Raw genomic sequence first — 22,446 nt, forward strand, 5'->3', positions numbered from 1 at the left:
GAGTCGGAAGGCGTGGCGGGGGCGAGAAACGCCGCCCGGATTCACGCGATGGTGTGATCATGTACCCCCATCCGGATGCCGGCCGGAGCCCAGGGGTAGGGCCCCGCCCATGACGCAGCCGTTCGAACTCCCGCACTTCTACATGCCATATCCCGCCCGCCTGAACCCCCACCTGGAAGAGGCCCGCGCCCACTCGTCCGCATGGGCCCGGCAGATGGGCATGCTGGAGGGCTCCGGCGTCTGGGACCAGTCGGACCTGGACGCGCACGACTACGGCCTGCTGTGCGCCTACACCCACCCCGACTGCGACGGCCCGGCACTCTCGCTCATCACCGACTGGTACGTGTGGGTGTTCTTCTTCGACGACCACTTCCTGGAACTCTTCAAGCGTTCCCAGGACCGCGCGGGCGGCAAGGCCCACCTCGACCGCCTCCCGCTCTTCATGCCGCTGGACCTGTCGGCCCCCGTACCGGAACCGCAGAACCCGGTGGAGGCGGGTCTCGCCGACCTGTGGGCGCGCACGGTGCCGGCGATGTCGATGGACTGGCGCCGCCGTTTCGCCGTGGCGACGGAGCATCTGCTGAACGAGTCGATGTGGGAGCTGTCCAACATCAACGAGGGGAGGATCGCCAACCCCGTCGAGTACATCGAGATGCGCCGGAAGGTCGGCGGCGCCCCCTGGTCGGCCGGCCTCGTCGAGTACGCCACCGCCGAGGTCCCCGCGTCCGTGGCCGGGTCCCGCCCGCTGCGGGTCCTGATGGAGGCCTTCTCGGACGCCGTCCATCTGCGCAACGACCTGTTCTCGTACCAGCGGGAGGTCGAGGACGAGGGCGAGAACAGCAACGGCGTACTCGTCCTGGAGACGTTCTTCGACTGCGGTACGCAGCAGGCCGCCGAGATGGTCAACGACATCCTCACCTCCCGGCTGCACCAGTTCGAGAACACCGCGCTCGTCGAAGTACCGGCGCTCGCGCTGGAGAAGGGCCTCACCCCGGCCGAGGTCGCGGCCGTGGCGGCGTACACGAAGGGGCTGCAGGACTGGCAGTCCGGCGGCCACGAGTGGCACATGCGGTCGAGCCGCTATATGAACAAGGGCGCGGCGGGCTCGCGCGGCCCGCTCGACCTCGGCGGCGCCGTTCTCTCCGGCCCGGCGCTCGTCGCGCAGGCCGACTTCGGCACCTCCGCCGCCGACATGGGGGCCCTGCTCGCGTCGGCGGCGGCGCAGCGGCTGCGCGCCCACACGCACACGCCGTACCAGAAGGTCGGACCGTCCCGGCTGCCCGACTTCTACATGCCGTTCAAGGTCGAGATCTGCCCGCATCTGGACGGCGCCCGCGAGCGCCTCGTCCCCTGGATGCACGCGATGGGCATGCTGAGCGAGGGCGTCTGGGACGAGGAGAGGCTGGCCGCGGCCGACCTCCCCCTGTGCTCCGCCGGCCTCGACCCGGACGCCACACCCGAGGCGCTCGACCTGAGTTCCCAGTGGCTGGCCTGGGGGACGTACGGCGACGACTACTACCCGCTCGTCTTCGGTCACCGCCGTGACCTCGCCGCCGCGAGGCTGACCACGGCCCGGCTGTCCGACTGCATGCCCATCGAGGGAGAGGAGGTCCCGGTCCCGGTCAACGGGATGGAACGGGGACTCATCGACCTCTGGGCGCGTACGACGGCGGAGATGCCCCCCGACCAGCGGCGCACCCTGAAGGAGTCGGTCGACAAGATGACCGAGAGCTGGGTGTGGGAGGTGCTCAACCAGCTCCAGCACCGCATCCCGGACCCGATCGACTATCTGGAGATGCGGCGCGCCACCTTCGGCTCCGACCTCACCCTCAGCATGTGCCGGATGGGCCACGGCCCGCAGATCCCGCCCGAGGTCTACCAGAGCGGCCCCGTCCGCTCCCTGGAGAACGCCGCCATCGACTACGGGTGCCTCATCAACGACGTCTTCTCGTACCAGAAGGAGATCGAGTACGAGGGCGAGGTCCACAACGCGATCCTCGTCGTGCAGAACTTCTTCGGCTGCGACTATCCGACCGCGCTCGGGGTGGTCCACGACCTGATGACGCAGCGGATGAAGCAGTTCGAGCATGTCGTCGCCCATGAACTGCCCGTGGTCTACGACGACTTCGAGCTGTCGGACGAGGCGCGCGCGATCATGGCCGGCTATGTGACCGACCTGGAGAACTGGCTGGCCGGCATCCTGAACTGGCACCAGCGGGTCGACCGCTACAAGCCCGAGTTCCTGGCCCGCCGCGCCCATGGCTTCGTCCCGGACCGGCCACCGGCGCTGCCGTTCAGGCCGGCCCCGGTTCACGCCGGCTGACATGCCACCCGGGTCACGTGCTCGACCGCGGCCCGGGTCGGCGCCCGGACGAAGGGGTGCGGGCGGCGGTACGCGATGTGACGGGGTGTCAGTGTCACTCTTTCGTGGCTCGTCGCACCGTCGTGCGCCGGGTAGCTGTCCTGCCGGAGGCGCACCGTATGCCTCCTGCCGGAGGCGAACCATGGAACCGACCGCACAGACCGGGCCGACCGCACAGACCGGGCCGACCGCACAGGCCGGACCGACCGCACCGACCGCACCGACCCCGCAGAAACCCGAGCCCATGCCGGGCCGGGAGCCCGAGGGACGCCGTGCGTCCGCCCCCGCCCGGCGCCCGCACGCCGCACCGCGCCGGGCCCGGCAGCGGCTGACCACCCTGCTGTTCGCTCTGCTCGGCTGCGTGATCCTGCTCCTGTCGGGGATCGGGCTCGGCACGATGGGCGCCACGGTGATCGGCCTGAGCAGACTCGCGGAGCTGCGCGAGGGCTCGCCGCCGCCCGGAGCCTCCCCTCGGCCGGGCGGCGGCGGCCAGGCGCAGGCCGGCCCGTCCACGCCCGTCACCGAGTCGGCTGCCGGTGACGGGAGCCCGGTGCCGTCGGCCGGTGGTGACGCCGTACGCCCCGCCCTCGGCATCGAGGTCGTCGACGCCTCCGGAGTCAGAGGCGCGCGGGTCGTCGGCGTCCACGTCCCCGGCCCCGGCCATACGGCGGGTCTGGTCCGTGGTGATGTCGTGACCGCGTTCGCCGGAATCCGGGTCCGATCGGCGACCGACCTCGCGCGGGCGATCGCCACGGCACGCCCCGGGGTGGCGGTGGAACTCGTCGTGCGGCACGCGGACGGCGGCCGTCAGGAGTTGGCGGCGGTCCCCGGAGTGGTCACCTGAGGAGCCCGCGCAGGAGTGTGTGGAGGCCGCCCGTCGAGGCAGCCGGCGGCCGGTGACCGGCAGGTCGTGCGCCGACCCCTGCCACGGCCTACGCCGCCACCCTGAAGTGGCTGGTCAAGCGCCCCTCGTCGTCCAGCACATGGAACGCCAGCCCGGGCGGCGCCTCGCGGTCGGCGACCTGCTCGCCCTCCCAGGGAAGCCGCAGCGTCCAGGTCACCCCCGGCCCCACGACGAGCGGCCGTCCCGCGAAGACGGTCGCGGCGGGTGTGTGGGCGTGCCCGGTGATGAGCCCCGCGATCTCCGGTCGGCGCCGCATCAGCCGGGCCAACGCGGCGGGCCGTCCCAGCCGGTACTCGTCCGGCAGCGGGTGGTGCAGCGCGACCGGCGGATGGTGGAAGGCGAGCAGTGCCGGTTGGTCGCCGTCGAGGCTGTCGAGCGTCTCCTCGATCCAGGCGTACGTCTGCGCGTCCAGCTCGCCCTCGTCCCGCCCGGGAATGCTGGAGTCGCACATCAGTACGGCAGCGTCCGCGAAGACGTGCACGCTGTTGACCGGCCCCTCGGCGGCGGGCTCCCCGAGCAGCGCCTTGCGGTAGGCGGCCCGGCTGTCGTGGTTGCCCGGACAGGTGAGCACCGGGAAGGGGGCGCCGCCCTCGCGCAGACCGAGGATGCGCGCCGCCTCCTCGTACTCGTCCTCCGCGCCGTGGTCCGCGATGTCCCCGGTCACCAGCAACGCGTCCACTCGTCCCGGCAGCTCCCACAGCAGATCCCGTACGCGCTCGGCACGCCTGGTCGCCCTTTCGGTTCCGTCCAGATGCAGATCACTGATGTGCGCGAGTACGAGCATCGTCGTACGCCTCCCCTTGGCCCGCTAACCATGCCCTAATGGAACGCATGAATCTAAGCATTAGCTCTAATGGGTGTGCAATCCTCAACCATTAGGTTTCCATGGCGGTTGACGCCATACCGCAATCGGCTCGCGTGCGCTGCGGCGGAGGGGCAGGATGCTCCCCGTAGCCCCAGGGAGCTCCGAGCACAGGGAGGCATGGATGACCGGTCCCGCCGGCGGAGGGCCCGCGCCCTTCACCACCGACGACTACCGGGCCCGGATGCGGCGGGCGGCGCGGGCCGCCGCGGACGCCGGGCTCGACGGGCTGCTGGTCGCGCCCGGCCCGGATCTGGTGTGGTTGACGGGGTACCGGCCACCGGAGACCGAGCGGCTCACCCTGCTCGTACTGCGGGACGGCTCGGACCCGGTGCTGGTCGTGCCCGCGCTGGAGGCCCCGGACGCCGAGGAGGCACCCGGCGGACCCGCGCTCACCCTGCGGGACTGGGCCGACGGCAAGGACCCGTACGAGGCCGCCGTCTCCGTCCTCGGCCCGCGTGGCCGGTTCGGCGTCAGCGACAACGCCTGGGCGCTGCATCTGCTGGGCCTGCAGCGACGGCTGCCGGACACGGCGTACGTCGGGATCGGCGAGAGCCTGCCGATGCTGCGGGCCGTCAAGGACGCGGCCGAGCTGGAGCGGATGGCGGCCGCCGGCGCCGCCGCCGACGCGGCGTACGAGGAGATCCGGAAGGTTCGCTTCGCCGGTCGGCGGGAGAACGAGATCGCCGCCGATCTCGCCGAGCTGCTGCGCGGCTTCGGGCACTCCCAGGTCGACTTCACCATCGTCGCCTCCGGCCCGAACGGCGCCAACCCGCACCACGAGGCCGGCGACCGGGTCGTCCGGCGCGGCGACATGGTCGTCCTCGACTTCGGCGGCCTCAAGGACGGCTACGGCTCCGACACCTCCCGCACCGTCCACGTCGGCGAACCGGACCCCGAGGAGCGCGAGGTGCACGACATCGTGCGGGCCGCCCAGGAGGCGGGCTGCCGCGCGGTACGGCCGGGCGCAGCCTGCCAGGACGTGGACCGTGCCGCCCGCGCGGTCATCACCGAGGCCGGGTACGGCGACCGGTTCATCCACCGCACCGGGCACGGCATCGGCGTCACCACGCACGAACCGCCGTACATGGTCGAGGGCGAGGAACGCCCCCTCGTACCCGGCATGTGCTTCTCGGTCGAACCCGGCGTCTATCTGCCGGGCCGCTTCGGGGTGCGGATCGAGGACATCGTGACGGTCACGGAGGACGGCGGCCGACGCCTCAACAACACCCCGCGCGAAATGGCGATAGTGGACTGAGGAGCCCCCGAACCCCGAACGACCCTCCGGACGACAACGGCGCGACCATGACCCAGGCACCGACACCCACCGCGGACACCGTCCGCCGACTCGTGCGCTCCCTGCTGAAGAGCGGGGGTGGGGGCGGTGAGGAACCGGATGTGCGGCCCCTCACCGAGGCGGGCGGGTCGCGCACCTGGTGGGTCGGCAGCCGCCATGTGCTGCGGCTCGCCCCCGACCGGCACGCCGTCGTACGCCAGCGGCGGGAACTGCGGCTACGGGACCTGGTCCGGCCGCACGTCGGGGTCGCCGTCCCGGTGAGCGTCGCGCACGGCGAGTGGTCCGGTGGGCTCACCTGCACGCTCGACACCAGGATCCCGGGGACGACCGCGCACGTGCACGACGTGTCGGCCGTGGGCGAGGCCGATCTGGCGGGGCTCCTCACGGGGCTGCGCGAGGTGCCGCTGAGGCAGGTGGAGGCGCTCGGGATGCCGCGGCTGGCGCCGCGCTCGCTGGAGGCCCTGCGCACGGCCGCCGTGCGCGCGGCGCGGGACCTCGCGGAGGCCGACGAGTTCAACGCCGCCCGGCTCGGGCAGCTCACCCCCGCGAACGCCGCGCAACTGACCGCGTCCGGCGCCGTTCTCGTCCACCACGGCCTTCGGGGCGAGCACCTTGTGGTCAGCGCCGATGGTCGGGTGCGCGGGGTTCTGGGCTGGGCCGACGCGGTCCTCGGCGACCCCGCGGAGGACATCGCCGCCCTTGCCACGGCCGTCGGTTCCCCCGCCGCCGTACGCGCCGCCACCCTCGCGGGATACGGCGCCCGCCCCTGCCTGCGGGGGCTGTGGCTGGCCCGCTGCGACACGGTCATCGCTCTCGCGGGAGCCGTCCGGGGCGGCGCCGCCGCCCCGCCACCGGCCCTGCGGGATCGCCTGCGGCGCGCGTGGGAGGCGATCCTGCTGGAGAGGGTGACGGATCTGAGCGGCGAGGACTGAACCTGTTCGCGGCTGCCACCGCTCACGGCACCGTCAGCACCACGCACGACTCCCCGCCCAAGGTCAGCACCCCGTCCGCCGCCGGCCCCTCCAGCGGCTCCCAGGCCGCCAGCACCCTCGCACGGGGCACCCCCAACGGAATCGCGGCCGGCGCCTCGCCGAGGTTCACGGCGACCCGTACATCCCCCCGCCGGAAACCGAACCACCGGGCCTCCTCGTCGTACGTGACCTTGACGTCGGCGAGGTCGGGGTCGGAGAGGTCGGGATGGGCGTGCCGGAGGGCGATGAGTTCGCGGTACCAGGCGAGGACACGGGCATGGGGCTCGCGCGAGGGCTCGGACCAGTCGAGGCAGGAGCGGTCACGGGTCGCCGGGTCCTGCGGATCCGGCACATCCTCCTCGGCCCACCCGTGCGCCGCGAACTCCCGCCGCCGCCCCCGCCGTACCGCCTCCGCCAGCTCCGGATCGGTGTGGTCGGTGAAGAACTGCCAGGGCGTACCGGCGGCCCACTCCTCGCCCATGAAGAGCATCGGCGTGAAGGGCCCGGTGAGCACCAGCGTCGCCGCGCAGGCCAGCATCCCGGGGGAGAGGGACGCGGAGAGGCGGTCGCCCTGGGCGCGGTTGCCGACCTGGTCGTGGGTCTGGGCATAGCCGAGCAGCCGGTGCGCGGAGACCCGCGTACGGTCCAGGGAGCGGCCATGGCGGCGGCCTCGGAAGGACGAGTACGTGCCGTCGTGGAAGAAACCGCCGGTCACCGTCTTCGCCAGCCCGGCCAGCCCGGCCCGCGCGAAATCCTCGTAGTAGCCCTGCGACTCACCCGTCAGGGTGGTGTGCAGCGTGTGGTGGAAGTCGTCGTTCCACTGCGCGTGCAGCCCGAGGCCGCCCTGCGCGCGCGAGGTGACGAGCCGGGGGTCGTTGAGGTCGGACTCGGCGATCAGGAACAACGGCCGCCCCACCTCGGCGGCGAGTACGTCCACCGCCGTCGACAGCTCCTCCAGGAAGTGGTACGCGCGGGTGTCCCGCAGCGCGTGCACCGCGTCCAGGCGCAGCCCGTCGAGCCGGTAGTCCCGCAGCCACGCGAGCGCGCTGCCGACGAAGTACGCCCGCACCTCGTCCGAGCCGGGCGCGTCCAGGTTGACGGCCGCGCCCCAGGGCGTGTGGTGCCGCTCGGTGAAGTACGGGCCGAACACCGGCAGGTAGTTGCCGGAAGGACCCAGGTGGTTGTGGACCACGTCGAGCACGACCCCGAGGCCCAGCTCGTGCGCCGCGTCCACGAACCGCTTCAGGGCCTCCGGGCCGCCGTACGGCTCGTGCACGGCCCAGAGGGACACGCCCTCGTAGCCCCAGCCATGGGTCCCGGGGAAAGGGCACAGCGGCATCAACTGCACATGGGTGACGCCGAGTTCGGACAGGTGCCCGAGTCGCCCGGCCGCCGCGTCCAGGGTGCCCTCGGGCGTGTACGTGCCCACGTGCAGCTCGTACAGCACCGCGCCCGGCAGCCCGCGCCCCGCCCATGGCGCCCGCCACGTGTACCGGCCGTGGTCGACGACCGCGCTCAGCCCGTCCGGGCCGTCCGGCTGGCGGCGCGAGCGCGGATCGGGGCGCACCGGGCCGTCGTCGACGGCGAACCCGTAGCGCGTCCCGTCCGTCGCCTCCGCCTCGGCGATCCACCAGCCCGCGCGCTCCGGATCGCGCTCCATCGCATGCACGGCGCCCGCGCGGTGGAGCGTCATACGGTCGGCCTGCGGTGCCCACACCTCGAACTGCACGGAACGGTTCTCCCTCGGCTGCCGGTCGTGATGGTCGGGTGGTCAGGAGGTAGCCCGTCCATCGTGCGGCAAACGGGATCAATTCTCCTTCGGAACGGTGAGTTTGCCGCTCATGTCCACCGGAGTGTCCGCAGATGGTCACCGTTTACGCGTCTTCTGGACACCCCGGCCCCACTGACCGACAATCACCTGCGTGACGTCGTCTTTCGAGTTCCACACGTACCCCGCGCGGCTGTCGGACGCGGAGCGCGACCGCGCGCTGAGGGTGCTCCGTGACGGCGTCGCCCTGGGCCGGCTGTCCCACGACACGTTCATCCGCCGCATGGAGCTGGCGCTCATCGCCCGCCGCTCCGACGAACTCGCCGCGCTCACCGCCGATCTGCCCGTCGAGAACCGCTGGTCCCGGCTGGTCCTCGGCACCGTCGGCGCCATCTCCGGCTTCGGGGTGAAACTGCGCCGCGCCTGGCAGGCCGAGCGGCTCCCCAAGCTCCAACTGCCGCACCCGGCGAGCGGCCACGCCCTGCGCATAGGCCGCGACCCGGCGAACGGGCTCCGGCTCAGCCACGAGACGGTCTCCCGCGTCCACGCCGAGCTGACCCGGCAGGGCGGCATGTGGATCCTGCGCGACCTCGGCTCCACCAACGGCACCACCGTCAACGGACGACGGGTCATCGGCGCGGCCGTCGTCCGCGACGGCGACCAGGTGAGTTTCGGCCGCATGGCGTTCCGCCTCTCCTCCGACTGACCCGCCCATCCGACCCACCACAAAGCTCTGGCCTGGGATTTACCCAGCGAGTTTCTCAACTCTCCTTCCCATCCAAGGTGTTGACGTACGTTCTCGGCCATGACTGACTGTGCGTACACCATGTACATGAGGTGAACCGACGGCATCACCCATGGGGAGGTGTGCCCTGCCGCCACTTCTCCGCTACCCGACCGTGGACGAACTGTCCGCCCGCGCCGCGACACTCGTCGCCCGACATCCGCACCGCGCCCGACTGCGCCGCGTGGGCACCTCACGGGCGCGCACACCGATGTGGCTGCTGTCCGTCGGCCACGGCAGCCGCCACGCCCTGATCGTCGCGGGCCCGCACGCCAACGAACCCGTGGGCGGCGCCACCGTCCTCCGCCTCGCCGAACGGGCCCTGGCCGACCGCCGGTTCACCGAGGACGCCGACACCACCTGGAACCTGCTGCTCTGCCTCGACCCCGACGGCTCCCACCGCAACGAGGGCTGGCTGTCCGGCCCGTACACCCTCGGCCACTACTTCCGTAACTTCTTCCGCCCCGGCTTCCTCGAACAGCCCGAGTGGCTGCCCGACGGCGCCGCCGGGGCCGTCCTGCCGGAGACCCGCGTCCTGCTCGACCTCCAGGACGAGCTGCGCCCCTTCTTCCAGTGCTCGCTGCACGGCGTCGACGTCGGCGGCGGCTTCGTCGAGCTGACCCGCGAACTGCCCGGCCTCGCCGAGCGCGTCGCCCACACCGCCGCCCACCTCGGCATCCCGCGCGAGCTCGGCCCGTACGACACCCTGTACTGGCCGCGCCTCGGCCCCGCCGTCTACCGCATCCCGCCCCCGCGCCGCGGTGACCTGGCCGCCGCCATCACCGAGGCCGCTGTCGAGTCCACCTGGTACCACCCGCACCGCTACGGCACGGTCACCGCCGTCGTCGAGGCCCCCATGTGGGGCGTGACCGCGGTGGAGGACGGCTCCCCGAGCCCCGACCCCGACGCCGTCCTGCGCACCGTCAGCCGGACGCTCCGCCACGACACCCGGCTCCTCGAGGACATCCTCGCCCGCATACGCCCCTCGGTGAGCGCCGGCCCGGACGCCGCCCGCCTCCTCGCCCCGGTCGACGACTATTTACTGGTCGGCCCCGGCCTCGCCGACTCCTGGGACCCCGACGTCCCCGACGGCACCGCCCGACCACTGCCCCCGCTCGACACCGCCCGCCTCACCACCCTCGGCATCTCCGGCCGCCGCGTCGCCCTGCGCACCGCCGGCCTGCTGCACCAGCTGGTCACCCGCGCCGGACGCGACCCCGCCGGCGTACTGCCCGAGCTGGACCGGCTCATCGACGACTGGTGCGCCGACTACCGCGACGGCTACGGGGCCCGCTGGATCCCGGTCACCCGCCAGGCCCAGTACCAGACCCACGTGGTCCTCGCCGCGTTCGAACTGGCGGCGGAGCGCGAACGAGAAGAGACCACCGTGGTGGATTCCCCTGTGGGCTCCCGTTCGGGTGAGCCGGACTGGAGTTCCGAGCCCGCCGTGCCGATGCACCGGGAATGACACACACCACCCACGCCGTACGCCACGCCGTCCTCGCGACCCTCGCACTCCTCACGGTCGGTGCCTCGGCCCCGGCCGACACCGAGTCCACCTTCCCGGGCAACTGGCTCTACGTCTCCCTCACCCGCGACGGCGCCCAGGCCGGCGCCATCCGAAGCGCGCTCCTCCTCTGCGACCCACCCCAGGGCCACACCCGGGCCGCCCAGGCCTGCGCGGAACTCCGCGACGCCGACGGGGACATCAACCGCATCCCCCACAAGAACTCCATCTGCACCCAGATCTACGCCCCGATCCGCGCGACGGCCCGCGGCGAGTGGAACGGCAGACAGGTGACGTACGAGCAGACGTTCGCGAACGGGTGCGTACTGACGGCGAGAACGGGGGCGGTGTTCGCCCTGTCGGATGAGAGTCCTGCGGCGCCCTGAAAGGGGCGCGGGCTGTATCGATGTGCCGGTCCGCCGAGGGGGCGCGCCCAGCCACGACGCCGCCGCACCCGCCCGGAGCGACCCATCGCGGCACCCCAGTGGGCGATCAAGCCACCATGTCACCCCGCGCATGAAGCGCCGCTGCCAACACCGTTCGAGCCTGGAGCTCGACCTGGTCCCGCAACGGCACCCACCGGGCCCGGAAGCGGTCGGCAAAAGAGTCACACCACTCTGCGACGAGTTCTTCGAGCAGGGGCGCCCCGGGGTCGTCGGCCTCTCTCAGCACGCGCAGCGACATCGCGGCGGCCCGCAGCGACAGCCGGCGCCCGAAGGCGTCGACGCTGCCCACGTACGCCATGGAGACGTCCTGCGGCGGCCCGTCGATCCAGTCGCGGGCCAGCCCGGGCACCAGGGCCAGCGCCCACCGGGCGGCCCGCAGCAACGGCCCCTCCGGACCCGGCAGCCGGGGCAGCGCCTCGGCCAGAACCCGCTCCACCTCGCCCGCCTCGGCCAGCAGCCGCCGGGCCAGATGCCGGAGCGCCGCCGCCGGGGCGGGGTGCGGGGCGGTGTCGTCCACCTGGTCGCTCGCCCACATCGGTACCTCCACGACCGCGGTGAGACCGCCGTACCGGTGGGCGTGGTACCAGGTGCTGTGCCGGGCGTCGTCCGGCACGCCGGCGTGGGCCGCGTAGGCGCCGGGGCGCGGCATGACGAACACACCGGGACCGGAGACGGGCCAGCCGGCGGCGTCGGAGGCGCCCATCTCGACCGGTATGCCCAGCTCGGCCGCCGACTTGGCGAACGGCTCGGCCAGCCCCGGCACATCCTTCGTCAACTGCACCCAGCTGCCGCCGAGATCGGTGCCGTGCAGGGTCACCTGGAGGTACGGCCGCAGCTCGTCCATGACCTTCAGCAGGGCACGCGTCTCGGGCGGCAGCCGGTCCGGCGGCAGCACCGACGGCGACCACTCCGGCTGCTCGGGACCGGCCGGCCGGAAGAAGCCCAGGTGGTAGTCGAGGAGGGTGCGCGGCGCCGGAGTCGTGTGCAGGCTCGCCCCGTCCGGGTCCGCGCACAGCACGAAGTGCCAGGAGACTCCGGTCCGTAACTCCCGTTGACGTACTACCCGTTCGGCCAGTTCGAGCACGGTGGAGCCGCCGGTCGGCTCGTTCGCGTGAGCACCCGCGACGACCAGGACGGCACGCCTCGCGCGTCCCACGGACAGCAGCCGCAGCGGCCGGCCCGCGCGCGAGACACCGATCCGCCTCAGCGCGCACAGACTGGGCCGACGCGCAGTCAAGGCCCGCGCCGACGACTCCAGTTCCACCACTGTGGGATAACCGAGCTCCGACAGGAGACCCACCCCCGTTCCGTCCACCTGACATGGCGGTCCCACGAACCCGACCGGGTCGAGCGCGGGGACTGAACGCAGTGTCCGCCCGTGGAAGGGGCGGCTCCAAGGGGCGCCCAGTGGCATTGACCACCACACGGCGCGGGAGTCACCACCACCCTGCGCGGAGGTCACGGGACTACCCGCCACCCGGCATGGAAGTGACGACTACCCGGCGTCGACCCGCTCCAACAGCGCCACCGGCAGCACCTCGAACAGCTCCGCCACCCGCACCCGCCCCGCGAACTCCCGCTCCCCGCCGAGCACGTCGACCCACCGCCCCGCAGGCAGCGCCAGCTCGGTGTCCGCCCAGCCCCCCGCCTCCGCCAGCCGCAGCGACAGCCGCGTGACCGCCGAGAGCACCGCACCCGACCGCACGAAGGCCACACAGTGGGCCGCCCTCGCCCCCTCGGCCGTCAGCGGAGCGTACGTCGCCGTGTCCCCGAAGAGCTCGGGGCGCCGCCGACGCAACCGCAGCGCGGCCACCGTGAGCCGGAACTTCTCCGAGCTGTCCTCCTGAGGCGCGAAGGGCCGCCGGTTGTCCGGGTCCACCAGCGCCCGGTACTCGCCCTCCGTGCCCTGGTAGACGTCCGGCACCCCCGGCATGGTCAGCTGAACCAGGGCCGCGCCCAGCGCGTTCGCCCGCGCATGGGGCTCCAGCGCGGCCCGCAGCCCCTCCCTCACCCGGGTGTCCACCGCCGGCCCCCGGGCCACGAAGTCGGCCACCGCCTGCTCGTACGCCGGGTTCTGCTCGGTCCAGGAGGTGTGCAGTCCCGCCTCCCGCACATGCTTCAACAGGGCGCCCTGAAGACGTTCCTCGTCCGCGGGACCGAGCCCGAACGCCGTCTGCCAGGCCGCCCACGCCAGCTGCGGATCCGGTACACCCGCGCCGTCCCGCGTCACCTCCGCCAACGCGTCGGCCCACCGCTCGGGACACTCGCCGAGCACCGCGATGGCCGCCCGCACATCCGCGCTGCGCTTGGTGTCGTGCGTCGACAGCACCGTCCCCGTGGCCGGCCAGTCCCGCTGTGCACGCGCGCAGTACGCGTGGAAGTCCGCCGGGGCCACGGCCGGACTCCCGGGATTCCCGCCCACCTCATTCGCGGACAGCAGCGGCACATACCGGTAGAACGCCGTGTCCTCCACGGACTTGGCCCGCAACGCCGACGACGTCTGAGCGAACCGCGTCCGGAACTCCACCTGCTCCGGCCCGTCCCCGTACCGCCCCAGCACCAGATCCCGTACGACATCCACCGACCGCGCCTCCTCGGGCACCGTGAACGCCGTACGCGCATCGGCGGCGGCCTCCTCGGTGACGACGAGGGAGGCGTCCTGGGAGGAGTACGGCCGATACACCTCCATCCGTACGAGCAGCTCGCACAGCGCGGTGCGCAGCGCCCACGGCGCGTGGTCGCGCAGGGTGAGCTCTGGGGAGCGCTCGCACAACCGGTGCGCCACCCGGGTGAGCCGCTCCACCTCCGTGGCCAGCTCGTGCGAGAGCACCCGATGGGCGGCCCGCCGCACCGTCGACTCCCAGTGCCCACCCCGATCGCCCTGCGCGGCGACGAACCGACGGTACTGCCCCAACAGCTCCCCGGCCCCGGCCGGATCCACGAACAACCCGTCGACATGCCGCAGGGCGTCGTAACCGGTGGTCCCCGCGACCGGCCACCCCGCCGGCAGCGACTCACCCTCGGCCAGGATCTTCTCGACGACGGTCCACCGCCCCCCACTCGCCTCGTGCAACCGCCGCAGATACGCGTCCGGATCGGCGAGCCCATCGGGGTGATCGACCCGCAGCCCGTCGATCACACCCTCGTCCAGCAGCCGCAGAACCTTCGCATGCGTCGCGTCGAACACCTCCGGCTCCTCCACCCGCACCCCGATCAACTCCGAGATGCTGAAGAACCGCCGGTAGTTCAACTCCGTACGCGCCAGCCGCCACCACACGGGCCGATACCACTGCGCGTCCAGCAGTTGCGGCAACGGCAGCTTCTCGGTGCCCTCCCGCAACGGAAAAACATGCTCGTAGTACCGCAACTCCCGCCCGTCGACCACGAACTGGTCGACCTCCTCACCCAACGGCCCCCCGAGCACCGGCAACAGCACCCGCCCGCCCTGAGCCTCCCAGTCGATGTCGAACCACCGTGCGTACGCCGACCCCGGCCCCTCCCGCAACACCTCCCACAGCGCCCGGTTGTACCGGGGCACCATGGCCATGTGATTGGGCACGATGTCGACGACGAGCCCGAGACCGTGGTCCCGTGCGGTACGGCTCAACGCCCGCAGCCCTTCCTCACCCCCGAGTTCCCCCCGCACCCGCCCGTGATCGACGACGTCATAGCCATGCCCCGACCCCGGCACGGCCTCGAGCACAGGAGAGAGGTGAAGGTGCGAGACCCCGAGACCGGCGATGTACGGCACGGCGGCCGAGGCGGCGGCGAAGGGAAAGGAGGGCTGCAGCTGAAGCCGATAGGTGGCGGCAGGCACGACAGGCGTCATGCAGACCTACGTACCCGTAGAACCATGTTTCGTGCGCTGTGACACGCAAGGGCAACCGCGGCTTTCAAGGGGGAGCGAAGCCCCCGAAGGGGCGCGGGGAACTGCGTGACCAGCCACGAACAACCCGCACCCGGCAAACACAGAAGCCCCCACGGCGATCAGCCCACGCTCACGTGGGCCGCTGAAGCACGACAAGACTCCGGTCCACCAGAGCCACCCGCTCACCGGCCTGCACCTTCGCCCCGTCCTCAGGCACCGCATCCGCGGCCCCCGTGTCCACCACCACCTGCCACTGCCGCCCATGGTTCACAGGGACCACGAACTCGAGCGGCGCCGCCGACGCGTTCACCATCAACAGAAACGAGTCATCGGTGATCCGCTCGCCGCGCGAACCCGGCTCGGAGATCGCGTTCCCGTTGAGAAACACACTCAACGCCCCGGCCTGCGTGGAATCCCAGTCCCGCTGAGTCATCTCCCGCCCCTCGGGCGTGAACCAGGCGATGTCGGACAGCTCGTCATGAGTCCCCTCGACGGGCCGCCCATGAAAGAACCGCCTCCGCCGAAACACCGGGTGATCCTTCCGCAGCCACACCATCGCGCGCGTGAAGTCCAACAGATCCCCGAACACCTCGCCGTCGCCGTCACTGTCGCCGCCGGCGGGCCACGGCACCCAGGACAACTCGTTGTCCTGGCAGTACGCGTTGTTGTTGCCGTGCTGAGTGCGCGCGAACTCGTCCCCATGGCTGAGCATCGGCACCCCCTGCGACAGCATCAGCGTGGCGACGAAGTTCCGCATCTGCCGGACCCGCAGCTCCATGACCCCGGGGTCGTCGGTCTCGCCCTCGACGCCGCAGTTCCAGGACCGGTTGTGACTCTCCCCGTCCCGGTTGTCCTCCCCGTTCGCATCGTTGTGCTTGCCGTTGTAGGAGACGAGGTCCCGCAGGGTGAAGCCGTCGTGGCAGGTCACGAAGTTGATGGAGGCGAGCGGGCGGCGGCCGTCGTCCTGGTAGAGGTCGGAGGAGCCGGTGAGCCGTGACGCGAACTCCGCCAGCGTGCGCGGCTCGCCGCGCCACAGGTCCCGTACGGTGTCCCGGTACTTACCGTTCCACTCGGTCCACAGCGGCGGGAAGTTGCCCACCTGGTAGCCGCCCTCGCCGACGTCCCAGGGCTCGGCGATCAGTTTCACCTGGGAGACGACCGGGTCCTGCTGGACGAGGTCGAAGAACGACGACAGCCGGTCGACCTCGTGGAACTGCCGGGCGAGCGTGGCCGCGAGGTCGAAGCGGAACCCGTCGACGTGCATCTCGGTGACCCAGTACCGCAGCGAGTCCATGATCAGCTGGAGGACGTGCGGGGACCGCATGAGCAGCGAGTTCCCCGTGCCCGTGGTGTCCATGTAGTAACGCGGGTCGTTCGTGAGCCGGTAGTACGACGGATTGTCGAGGCCCTTGAACGACAGCGTCGGCCCCAGATGGTTGCCCTCGGCCGTGTGGTTGTAGACCACGTCGAGGATGACCTCGATCCCGGCCTCGTGCAGCGCCCGTACCGCCGACTTGAACTCCAGGACCTGCTGCCCGCGGTCGCCCCAGGAGGCGTACGCGTTGTGCGGGGCGAAGAAGCCGATCGTGTTGTAGCCCCAGTAGTTGCTGAGGCCCATGTCGACCAGACGATGGTCGTTCACGAACTGGTGTACGGGCATCAGTTCCAGCGCGGTGACACCCAGCTCGGTGAGGTGTTCGATGATCGCCGGGTGGGCGAGCGCCGCGTAGGTGCCGCGCAGCTCCTCGGGGAGGCCGGGGTGCCGCATGGTGAGGCCCTTGACGTGGGCCTCGTAGATCACCGTGTGGTGGTACTCGGTGCGGGGCCGCCGGTCGTCGCCCCAGTCGAAGTAGGGGTTCACCACGACCGAGGTCATCATGTGGGGCGCCGAGTCCAGGTCGTTGCGCTTGTCGGGCGCCCCGAAGTGATAGCCGTACACCTCCTCGCCCCACCTCACGGAGCCACTGATGGCACGCGCGTACGGGTCGAGGAGCAGCTTCGCGGAGTTGCAGCGCAGCCCGCGCTCCGGCGCGTACGGGCCGTGCACCCGGAAGCCGTACCGCTGCCCGGGCATCACCCCGGGCAGATACGCGTGCCGTACGAACGCGTCCGTCTCGCGCAGTTCCACCGCCGTCTCGGAGCCGTCGTCGTCCAGCAGACACAGCTCGACTCGGTCGGCGGCCTCCGAGAAGACCGCGAAGTTGGTACCGGCGCCGTCGTACGTCGCGCCGAGCGGATACGCCTGTCCAGGCCAGACCTGCATGGATACGACTCTCTCAGTTGTCGCGCGCCACCGGGGACGACTCCGAGGGGAGTCTCCCCCAAAGTGATGGAACCACCCATGGCAGGACCCCGGGCCGCATCCCGCCGCACCCATCCGCGCGCCGTCTGCGCCACCGCCATGACCTGCGCCCATGGACCGGCACTGTCGACCGGCCCCATGAATCGGCTCACTCCCCACGCGACAGCACAGCGGAACAGCCGAGTCACATGCGGTGCTTGAGAAACGACCTGTCCATCCGGCTGCACCGCAACCCGCTCCCGGAGTACCCTTCCTTGATCGTTGCGTAGGGGTGAGCTCGGGGGAGCGGAAGGCGGTGCGTGGGTGGGCTCGGGAGGGCTGGAGTTGCCTCCTGGTGACGCGGGTGACGCGGGTCACGAGGAGAACTCCACAGATGTCCCACCCGGCGCGGTGTCCCTGGCACGGCCGATGGAAAGGGGATCCATCGGTCCGGAACTGGACTGGAACGCCGACGCCTGGCTCGAAGTGCGTACGCGCGCCCAGCGGGCCGGCCGCGCCTACATCTGGCTGAACCTGGTCGAGCAGCGGCTGCGCGCGGTGGTCGCCGCCGTACTGCGGCCCATCTACGAGCCCGTCCACGGCGACGACTGGGTGGTCGCCGCGGCCGGCCCCGCCGGACAGGAGTGGGTGCAGCGCGCGGTCGCGGTACGCGAGGTCAGCCGCCGCAAGGGCTATCTCCTCGACCCCGCCGACGACAACGTCCTCAGCTTCCTCACCCTGCCCCAGCTGCGCGAGCTGATGGTGCAGCACTGGCCCTGCTTCGAGCCGTACGTCGACGAACGGCGGGACGTGGAGCTGGCGCTGGACGAGCTGGAGGTCACCCGGAACGTGGTCTCCCGCAACCGCGCCCTCTCCGAGGCCGTCCTCGCCCAGGCCGAGCGCGCCTCGGCCCGGCTGCTGGAGATACTCGGCGCGGGCAGCGACATCCCCTCCGCGCGCCGGCTGCCCGTCGACGCCGTCGAGGACATGGTGGGGGACCGGTACGCGGACGTCGTCGCCGTCCACCCCGACCGGGTACGGCTGCTGCGGCAGTTCCCCGCCGAGGACCTCTTCGGCGGCGCCCGCCGCCTCGACGCCATCGGCATAGGGCTGAACCTGCTCGTGCAGAACTTCTCCGGGCGGCGGCTCGTGCGACTCGCCGAGGCCGGCTGCCGGGTGCGGCTGCTCTTCCTCAATCCCGCGTCCAGCGCGGTGAAACGACGCGAGCGCGAACTCGGCATAAAGCGCGGCGAGCTGAGCCGTGCGGTCGAGATGAACATCCTGCACATGCGCCGCGTCCGCTCCCGGCTGCGCGACCCGGGCGCCTTCGAGATCCAGGTCTTCGACGAAACCCCCCGCTTCACCGCCTACCTCGTGAACGGCGACGGCTCCGACGGCATCGCCGTCGTCCAGACCTATCTGCGGCGGACCCGGGGCATGGAGGCGCCGGTCCTGGTGCTGCGCGGCGGCAACCGGGTCCTCAAGGCGGACGAGAACGGCGAATTCGGGCTCTTCGATACATACCGCGAGGAGTTCGAAGTGGCCTGGGCGGACTCACGGCCGGTGTCGTGACCAGCCGAAGTACGGCTGAGCGGAATGCGGTCCTCGGATTGTCAGTGGGGCATGGGAGGGTGGAGGCCACTGGGGGAAAGCACCACCAAGAAGGGGGGCCACCATGGGTTGGCACCGGCAGCTGCTGATCGGCTTCGACCTGGAGACGACCGGGACGGACCCGCGCGAGGCGCGCATCGTCACCGGCGCGGTGATAGAGGTCAGGGACGGGGAGCCGGTCGGGCACCGGGAGTGGCTGGCCGATCCGGGCGTGGAGATCCCGGCCGACGCGGTCGCCGTGCACGGCATCACCAACGCCCGTGCGGCGGCCGAGGGCGGACCGGCCGACCAGGTCGCCGACGCGATCGCCGACGTCCTCGTCTCCTACTGGAAGACGGGCGTGCCGGTGGTGGCGTACAACGCGGCCTTCGACCTCACACTGCTCTCCGCGGAGCTGCGCCGCCATGGTCTGCCGTCTCTCCGTGACCGCCTCGGCGGCATGGACCCGGCGCCGGTCATCGACCCGTACACGATCGACCGCTCCATCGACCGCTACCGCCGCGGCAAACGCAACCTCGAAGCGGTGTGCGCCGAGTACGGCGTTGTTCTGTCCGCCGCCCACAACGCCTCGGCTGACGCCCTCGCCGCGGCGCGCCTCGCTCGCGCGATAGCCGAACGCCACGCCAAGGTCGCCGCCCTCGGCCCGGCGGAGCTGCACCGCCGCCAGGTCGACTGGTACGCCGAGTGGGCAGCCGACTTCCAGGCGTTCCTGCGCCGCAAGGGCAATCCGGAAGCGGTGGTGGACGCGATATGGCCACTGCGGGAGTTGGCAGCCGAGGGAGCTCCGTAGGGCCGACGGCGCGTCGTCGGCTGAGGGCGCGGGTGAGCGCCGTAGGCCCGAGGGCGCGTCGTCGGCTGCGGGCAGGTGGGGGCTGGTCGCGCAGTTCCCCGCGCCCCTTACGGGGCGCGTTGTGGCTGCCGGGCTAGAACGGATACCACCGCACCGTCTCGTCGCCCTCCCGCAGCGAAGCCACCCTTCTCTCGAACTCCGCCAACGCCTTCGGATTGCTCGGGGCGTGCTGGGCCACCCACGCACAGCTCGCCGTCTCCCGGGCGCCGCGCAGCACAGCGCACCCTTCCCACTCGCGCACATCAAACCCGTACGCATCCACGAACGCGTCGTACTCCTCGTCCGGCAGCCCATACCGGTCGTGGGACAGCGCCATCACCACCAGGTCGTGCTCACGCAGATCGCTGGAGAAGGTCTCCAGGTCGACCAACACCGGGCCGCCCGACCCCACGTGCACGTTGCGCGGCAGCGCGTCCCCGTGGATCGGCCCGGAGGGCAACCGCGGCACGAGCGCGGCGGCGGCCGACGCGAACCCGTCGCGGCGCTCCCGCAGATACGCCGCGTCGGCCGGATCGATCGCGTCCCCGGCCAGCCGCAGCCACCGCTCGACACCGCCCAGCAGTTCACGGCGAGGCAGTTCGAAGGAGGGAGAGGGCAGCGCATGAACCAGCCGCAGCAGTTCGGCCAAATCCCGGGCCCCGGCGGGGCGTACGGGATCGCCCAGCCGGTGCCACACCGTCACCGGGTGCCCCTCCACGAGCAGTGCCTCGGACTCGGCGGCCCGCACCGCCGGCACCCCGGCCTCCGCGAGCCAGACCGCGATCCGCAGTTCACGGCGGGCCCGGTCGAGGAGTTCGGCGTCGCGGCCCACCTTGACCACCAGGTCACCGACGGCGAACACCGCGTTCTCGCCGAGCGCGAGCAGCCGCGCGTCCCCGGCCGCCCCGGGCAGCACACCCGCCGCGCCCAGTACGTCCCGCGCCCGTGCCTCGTCCATCCTTCGCCTCCGTGTCCATACCACTGGCCCGCCCCAGCAGGGCGTCAGGTTCACGCCATACGGCGGCCAGTCTCGCATTCGCACAGGTCGGACGATGTGCGCGGTGCCTTGACGACCCCTCATGCCCTCAGCACCATGACGGAGGCCCCGTGGGCGACCACACCGCCACAAGTCACGCAATATTCCCGAAGGAGTCGATTGCATGACCCTGGCGACCGCGACGCCGAAGCGACCGCGACCGGCGAGGCGGCGCGCGCCGGAAGCGGCCCGGGAGGGGCGTCTCGTCGATCACGGCGCATGGTTCCTGGTGCTGCCGGCGCTGATCCCGATCCTGGTGCTGAGCGTCGGACCGCTGCTGTACGGGATCGCGCTGGCGTTCACCGACGCCCAGTCGGGCCGGACGGAACCCACCCAGTGGATCGGCGCCCTCAACTTCCGGGACCTGCTGCACGACACGCTGTTCTGGGACTCGTTCCGGATCGGCCTGCTGTGGGCGGTCGGCGTGACCGTGCCGCAGTTCCTGCTCGCGCTCGGCCTCGCCCTGCTGCTCAACCAGCGGCTGCGGCTGCGCTGGCTGGCCAGGTCCCTCGCCATCATCCCGTGGGCCATGCCCGAGGTGGTCGTCGGCATCATGTGGCGGCTGGTCTACAACCCGGACGCGGGCATCCTCAACGAGACCATCCGCGACCTGGGGCTGGGCGACGGCCGCGACTGGCTGAGCGGCCTGGCCACCGCCCTGCCCGCCGTCATGGTGGTCGGCGTCTGGGCGGGCATGCCCCAGACCACGGTCGCCCTGCTCGCCGGTCTGCAGAACACCCCGCGCGAACTCCACGAGGCCGCCGCGATGGACGGCGCGGGCGCCTGGCGCCGCTTCCGTACCGTCACCTGGCCCGCCCTCAGACCCGTCGCCCTCGCCATCACCGCCCTCAACCTGATCTGGAACTTCAATTCCTTCGCCCTGGTGTACGTCCTGACCAGCGGCGGCCCCGGCGGCCGTACCCGGCTGCCGATGCTCTTCGCGTACGAGGAGGCCTTCCGCTACGGGCAGTTCGGGTACGCGGCGGCGATGGGATGTGTGATGGTCGCGGTGATCTCGATCATCCTCGCGGTCCATCTCGTCGGCCGACTGAGCCGAGGCGGTGACGAGGCATGAGGACCAGCAGGACCGCCCGCGCCGGCCAGTACATCGCCCTTCTCGCCTATCTCGTCTTCCTGGCGTTCCCCTTTCTCTGGCTGCTCTCCACCGCCTTCAAACCGGCCCGCGAACTGGGCAGCCTCCACCCCACCTGGATCCCGGAGGACCCCACCCTCGCCAACTTCCGGCAGGCCTTCGACGAGCAGCCTCTGCTGCATGCCGCGCTGAACTCCCTGCTCGCGGCGGTCGGCGCGGCCGTCGTCGCCGTACTGATCGCGACCCCGATGGCGTACGTCATGGCCCGCCATCGCACGACGCTCTCGCGGCTGGCGACCGGCTGGGTGGTGGTGAGCCAGGCCTTTCCGTTCGTGCTGGTGATCATCCCGCTGTTCCTGGTGCTGAAGAACCTCCGGCTGATCAACTCCGTACCGGGGCTCGTCATGGTGTACGTCGTGTGGGCGCTGCCGTTCGCGCTGTGGATGCTCGTCGGGTACGTACGGGCCGTGCCGGCCGAACTGGAGGAGGCGGCGGCGGTCGACGGCGCCGGGAGGATACGGACACTGGTGTCGGTGACCGCGCCGCTGCTGGCGCCGGGCATCGTGGCGACGGCACTGTTCGCGTTCATCACCGCGTGGAACGAGTTCTTCTTCGCGCTGGTGCTGCTCAAGACCCCGGAGAAACAGACCCTGCCGGTCGTCCTCACCCACTTCATCGGCGCGGAGGGCGTCGCCGACCTCGGCCCGCTGGCCGCCGCCGCGTTCCTCGCGACGCTGCCCTCGCTGGTCGTCTTCGCGATCATCCAGAAACGGATCACGGGCGGCATGCTCGCCGGGGCGGTGAAGAGCTGATGCGGACCGATGAAG

17 protein-coding genes are annotated in these 22,446 nt (G+C 71.7%); 11 read left to right on the forward strand and 6 right to left on the reverse strand.

All coding sequences use genetic code 11. The features are described from left to right. Positions 1 to 109: 109 nt before the first annotated feature. Both cyc2 and STRIP9103_RS11250 read left to right on the forward strand, forming a co-directional pair. Entirely contained in the window at positions 110 to 2,323 is a 2,214-nt protein-coding gene (gene cyc2 / locus STRIP9103_RS11245) for a germacradienol/geosmin synthase Cyc2 (RefSeq protein WP_009308289.1), read from the forward strand. Positions 2,324 to 2,504: 181 nt separating this feature from the next. Continuing rightward, complete coding sequence (locus STRIP9103_RS11250; RefSeq protein WP_009308301.1) at positions 2,505 to 3,206, forward strand: PDZ domain-containing protein; 702 nt, start codon at positions 2,505 to 2,507, stop codon at positions 3,204 to 3,206. Between the two features lie 88 nt (positions 3,207 to 3,294). Here STRIP9103_RS11250 and STRIP9103_RS11255 read toward each other — a convergent pair whose 3' ends face one another. Further along, positions 3,295 to 4,050, reverse strand: a complete 756-nt coding sequence (locus STRIP9103_RS11255; protein WP_009308343.1) for a phosphodiesterase — start codon at positions 4,048 to 4,050, stop codon at positions 3,295 to 3,297. Positions 4,051 to 4,252: 202 nt separating this feature from the next. On the opposite strand from STRIP9103_RS11255, the gene STRIP9103_RS11260 reads away from it, so the two are divergent. Both STRIP9103_RS11260 and STRIP9103_RS11265 read left to right on the forward strand, forming a co-directional pair. Continuing rightward, positions 4,253 to 5,386 carry a M24 family metallopeptidase gene (locus STRIP9103_RS11260; protein WP_009308309.1) on the forward strand — a complete coding sequence of 378 codons (1,134 nt, stop codon included), beginning with the start codon at positions 4,253 to 4,255 and terminating at the stop codon, positions 5,384 to 5,386. A gap of 47 nt (positions 5,387 to 5,433) precedes the next feature. Continuing rightward, the gene (locus tag STRIP9103_RS11265) at positions 5,434 to 6,357 is read left to right on the forward strand and encodes an aminoglycoside phosphotransferase family protein (protein WP_009308262.1); all 924 of its coding nucleotides are present in this window, start codon (positions 5,434 to 5,436) and stop codon (positions 6,355 to 6,357) included. Between the two features lie 22 nt (positions 6,358 to 6,379). Here the strand turns inward: STRIP9103_RS11265 and treZ are convergent, their stop codons facing one another. Next, the gene (gene treZ, locus STRIP9103_RS11270) at positions 6,380 to 8,125 is read right to left on the reverse strand and encodes a malto-oligosyltrehalose trehalohydrolase (RefSeq protein ID WP_009308273.1); all 1,746 of its coding nucleotides are present in this window, start codon (positions 8,123 to 8,125) and stop codon (positions 6,380 to 6,382) included. A gap of 193 nt (positions 8,126 to 8,318) precedes the next feature. Between treZ and STRIP9103_RS11275 the strand changes: the two genes are divergently transcribed. From STRIP9103_RS11275 to STRIP9103_RS11285, 3 genes are all read left to right on the forward strand, one after another. Then, a complete protein-coding gene (locus tag STRIP9103_RS11275) occupies positions 8,319 to 8,870 on the forward strand; it encodes a DUF1707 and FHA domain-containing protein (protein ID WP_048820091.1) in 552 nt (183 codons plus the stop codon). 151 nt (positions 8,871 to 9,021) lie between these two features. Then, complete coding sequence (locus STRIP9103_RS11280; RefSeq protein ID WP_009308326.1) at positions 9,022 to 10,416, forward strand: M14 family zinc carboxypeptidase; 1,395 nt, start codon at positions 9,022 to 9,024, stop codon at positions 10,414 to 10,416. Beyond that, positions 10,413 to 10,841 (forward strand): SSI family serine proteinase inhibitor, encoded by a 429-nt coding sequence (locus STRIP9103_RS11285; protein WP_009308291.1) that lies wholly within the window; start codon positions 10,413 to 10,415, stop codon positions 10,839 to 10,841. The genes STRIP9103_RS11280 and STRIP9103_RS11285 overlap by 4 nt, the downstream gene beginning before the upstream one ends. Before the next feature lie 106 nt (positions 10,842 to 10,947). Here STRIP9103_RS11285 and STRIP9103_RS11290 read toward each other — a convergent pair whose 3' ends face one another. From STRIP9103_RS11290 to glgX, 3 genes are all read right to left on the reverse strand, one after another. Then, positions 10,948 to 12,201 (reverse strand): M14 family zinc carboxypeptidase, encoded by a 1,254-nt coding sequence (locus tag STRIP9103_RS11290; RefSeq protein ID WP_009308299.1) that lies wholly within the window; start codon positions 12,199 to 12,201, stop codon positions 10,948 to 10,950. A 195-nt stretch (positions 12,202 to 12,396) separates the two neighbouring features. Beyond that, on the reverse strand, positions 12,397 to 14,730 hold the full coding sequence (gene treY, locus STRIP9103_RS11295) for a malto-oligosyltrehalose synthase (RefSeq protein WP_009308310.1): 2,334 nt from the start codon (positions 14,728 to 14,730) through the stop codon (positions 12,397 to 12,399). A gap of 169 nt (positions 14,731 to 14,899) precedes the next feature. Beyond that, entirely contained in the window at positions 14,900 to 17,032 is a 2,133-nt protein-coding gene (gene glgX / locus STRIP9103_RS11300; RefSeq protein WP_009308329.1) for a glycogen debranching protein GlgX, read from the reverse strand. Positions 17,033 to 17,374: 342 nt separating this feature from the next. Here glgX and STRIP9103_RS11305 point away from each other — a divergent pair, with 342 nt between their 5' ends. Both STRIP9103_RS11305 and STRIP9103_RS11310 read left to right on the forward strand, forming a co-directional pair. Then, positions 17,375 to 18,622, forward strand: a complete 1,248-nt coding sequence (locus STRIP9103_RS11305) for an SAV2148 family HEPN domain-containing protein (protein WP_009308278.1) — start codon at positions 17,375 to 17,377, stop codon at positions 18,620 to 18,622. A gap of 103 nt (positions 18,623 to 18,725) precedes the next feature. Next, complete coding sequence (locus STRIP9103_RS11310) at positions 18,726 to 19,451, forward strand: 3'-5' exonuclease (RefSeq protein ID WP_009308275.1); 726 nt, start codon at positions 18,726 to 18,728, stop codon at positions 19,449 to 19,451. Positions 19,452 to 19,584: 133 nt separating this feature from the next. Here the strand turns inward: STRIP9103_RS11310 and STRIP9103_RS11315 are convergent, their stop codons facing one another. Beyond that, entirely contained in the window at positions 19,585 to 20,448 is an 864-nt protein-coding gene (locus tag STRIP9103_RS11315; RefSeq protein ID WP_009308337.1) for a phosphotransferase enzyme family protein, read from the reverse strand. Between the two features lie 202 nt (positions 20,449 to 20,650). On the opposite strand from STRIP9103_RS11315, the gene STRIP9103_RS11320 reads away from it, so the two are divergent. Next, complete coding sequence (locus STRIP9103_RS11320) at positions 20,651 to 21,601, forward strand: carbohydrate ABC transporter permease (RefSeq protein WP_009308256.1); 951 nt, start codon at positions 20,651 to 20,653, stop codon at positions 21,599 to 21,601. After that, positions 21,598 to 22,431 (forward strand): carbohydrate ABC transporter permease, encoded by an 834-nt coding sequence (locus STRIP9103_RS11325; RefSeq protein ID WP_009308254.1) that lies wholly within the window; start codon positions 21,598 to 21,600, stop codon positions 22,429 to 22,431. The genes STRIP9103_RS11320 and STRIP9103_RS11325 overlap by 4 nt, the downstream gene beginning before the upstream one ends. Positions 22,432 to 22,446 lie beyond the last annotated feature (15 nt).

The sequence above is a fragment of the Streptomyces ipomoeae 91-03 genome, from assembly GCF_000317595.1.
Taxonomy (GTDB): domain Bacteria; phylum Actinomycetota; class Actinomycetes; order Streptomycetales; family Streptomycetaceae; genus Streptomyces; species Streptomyces ipomoeae.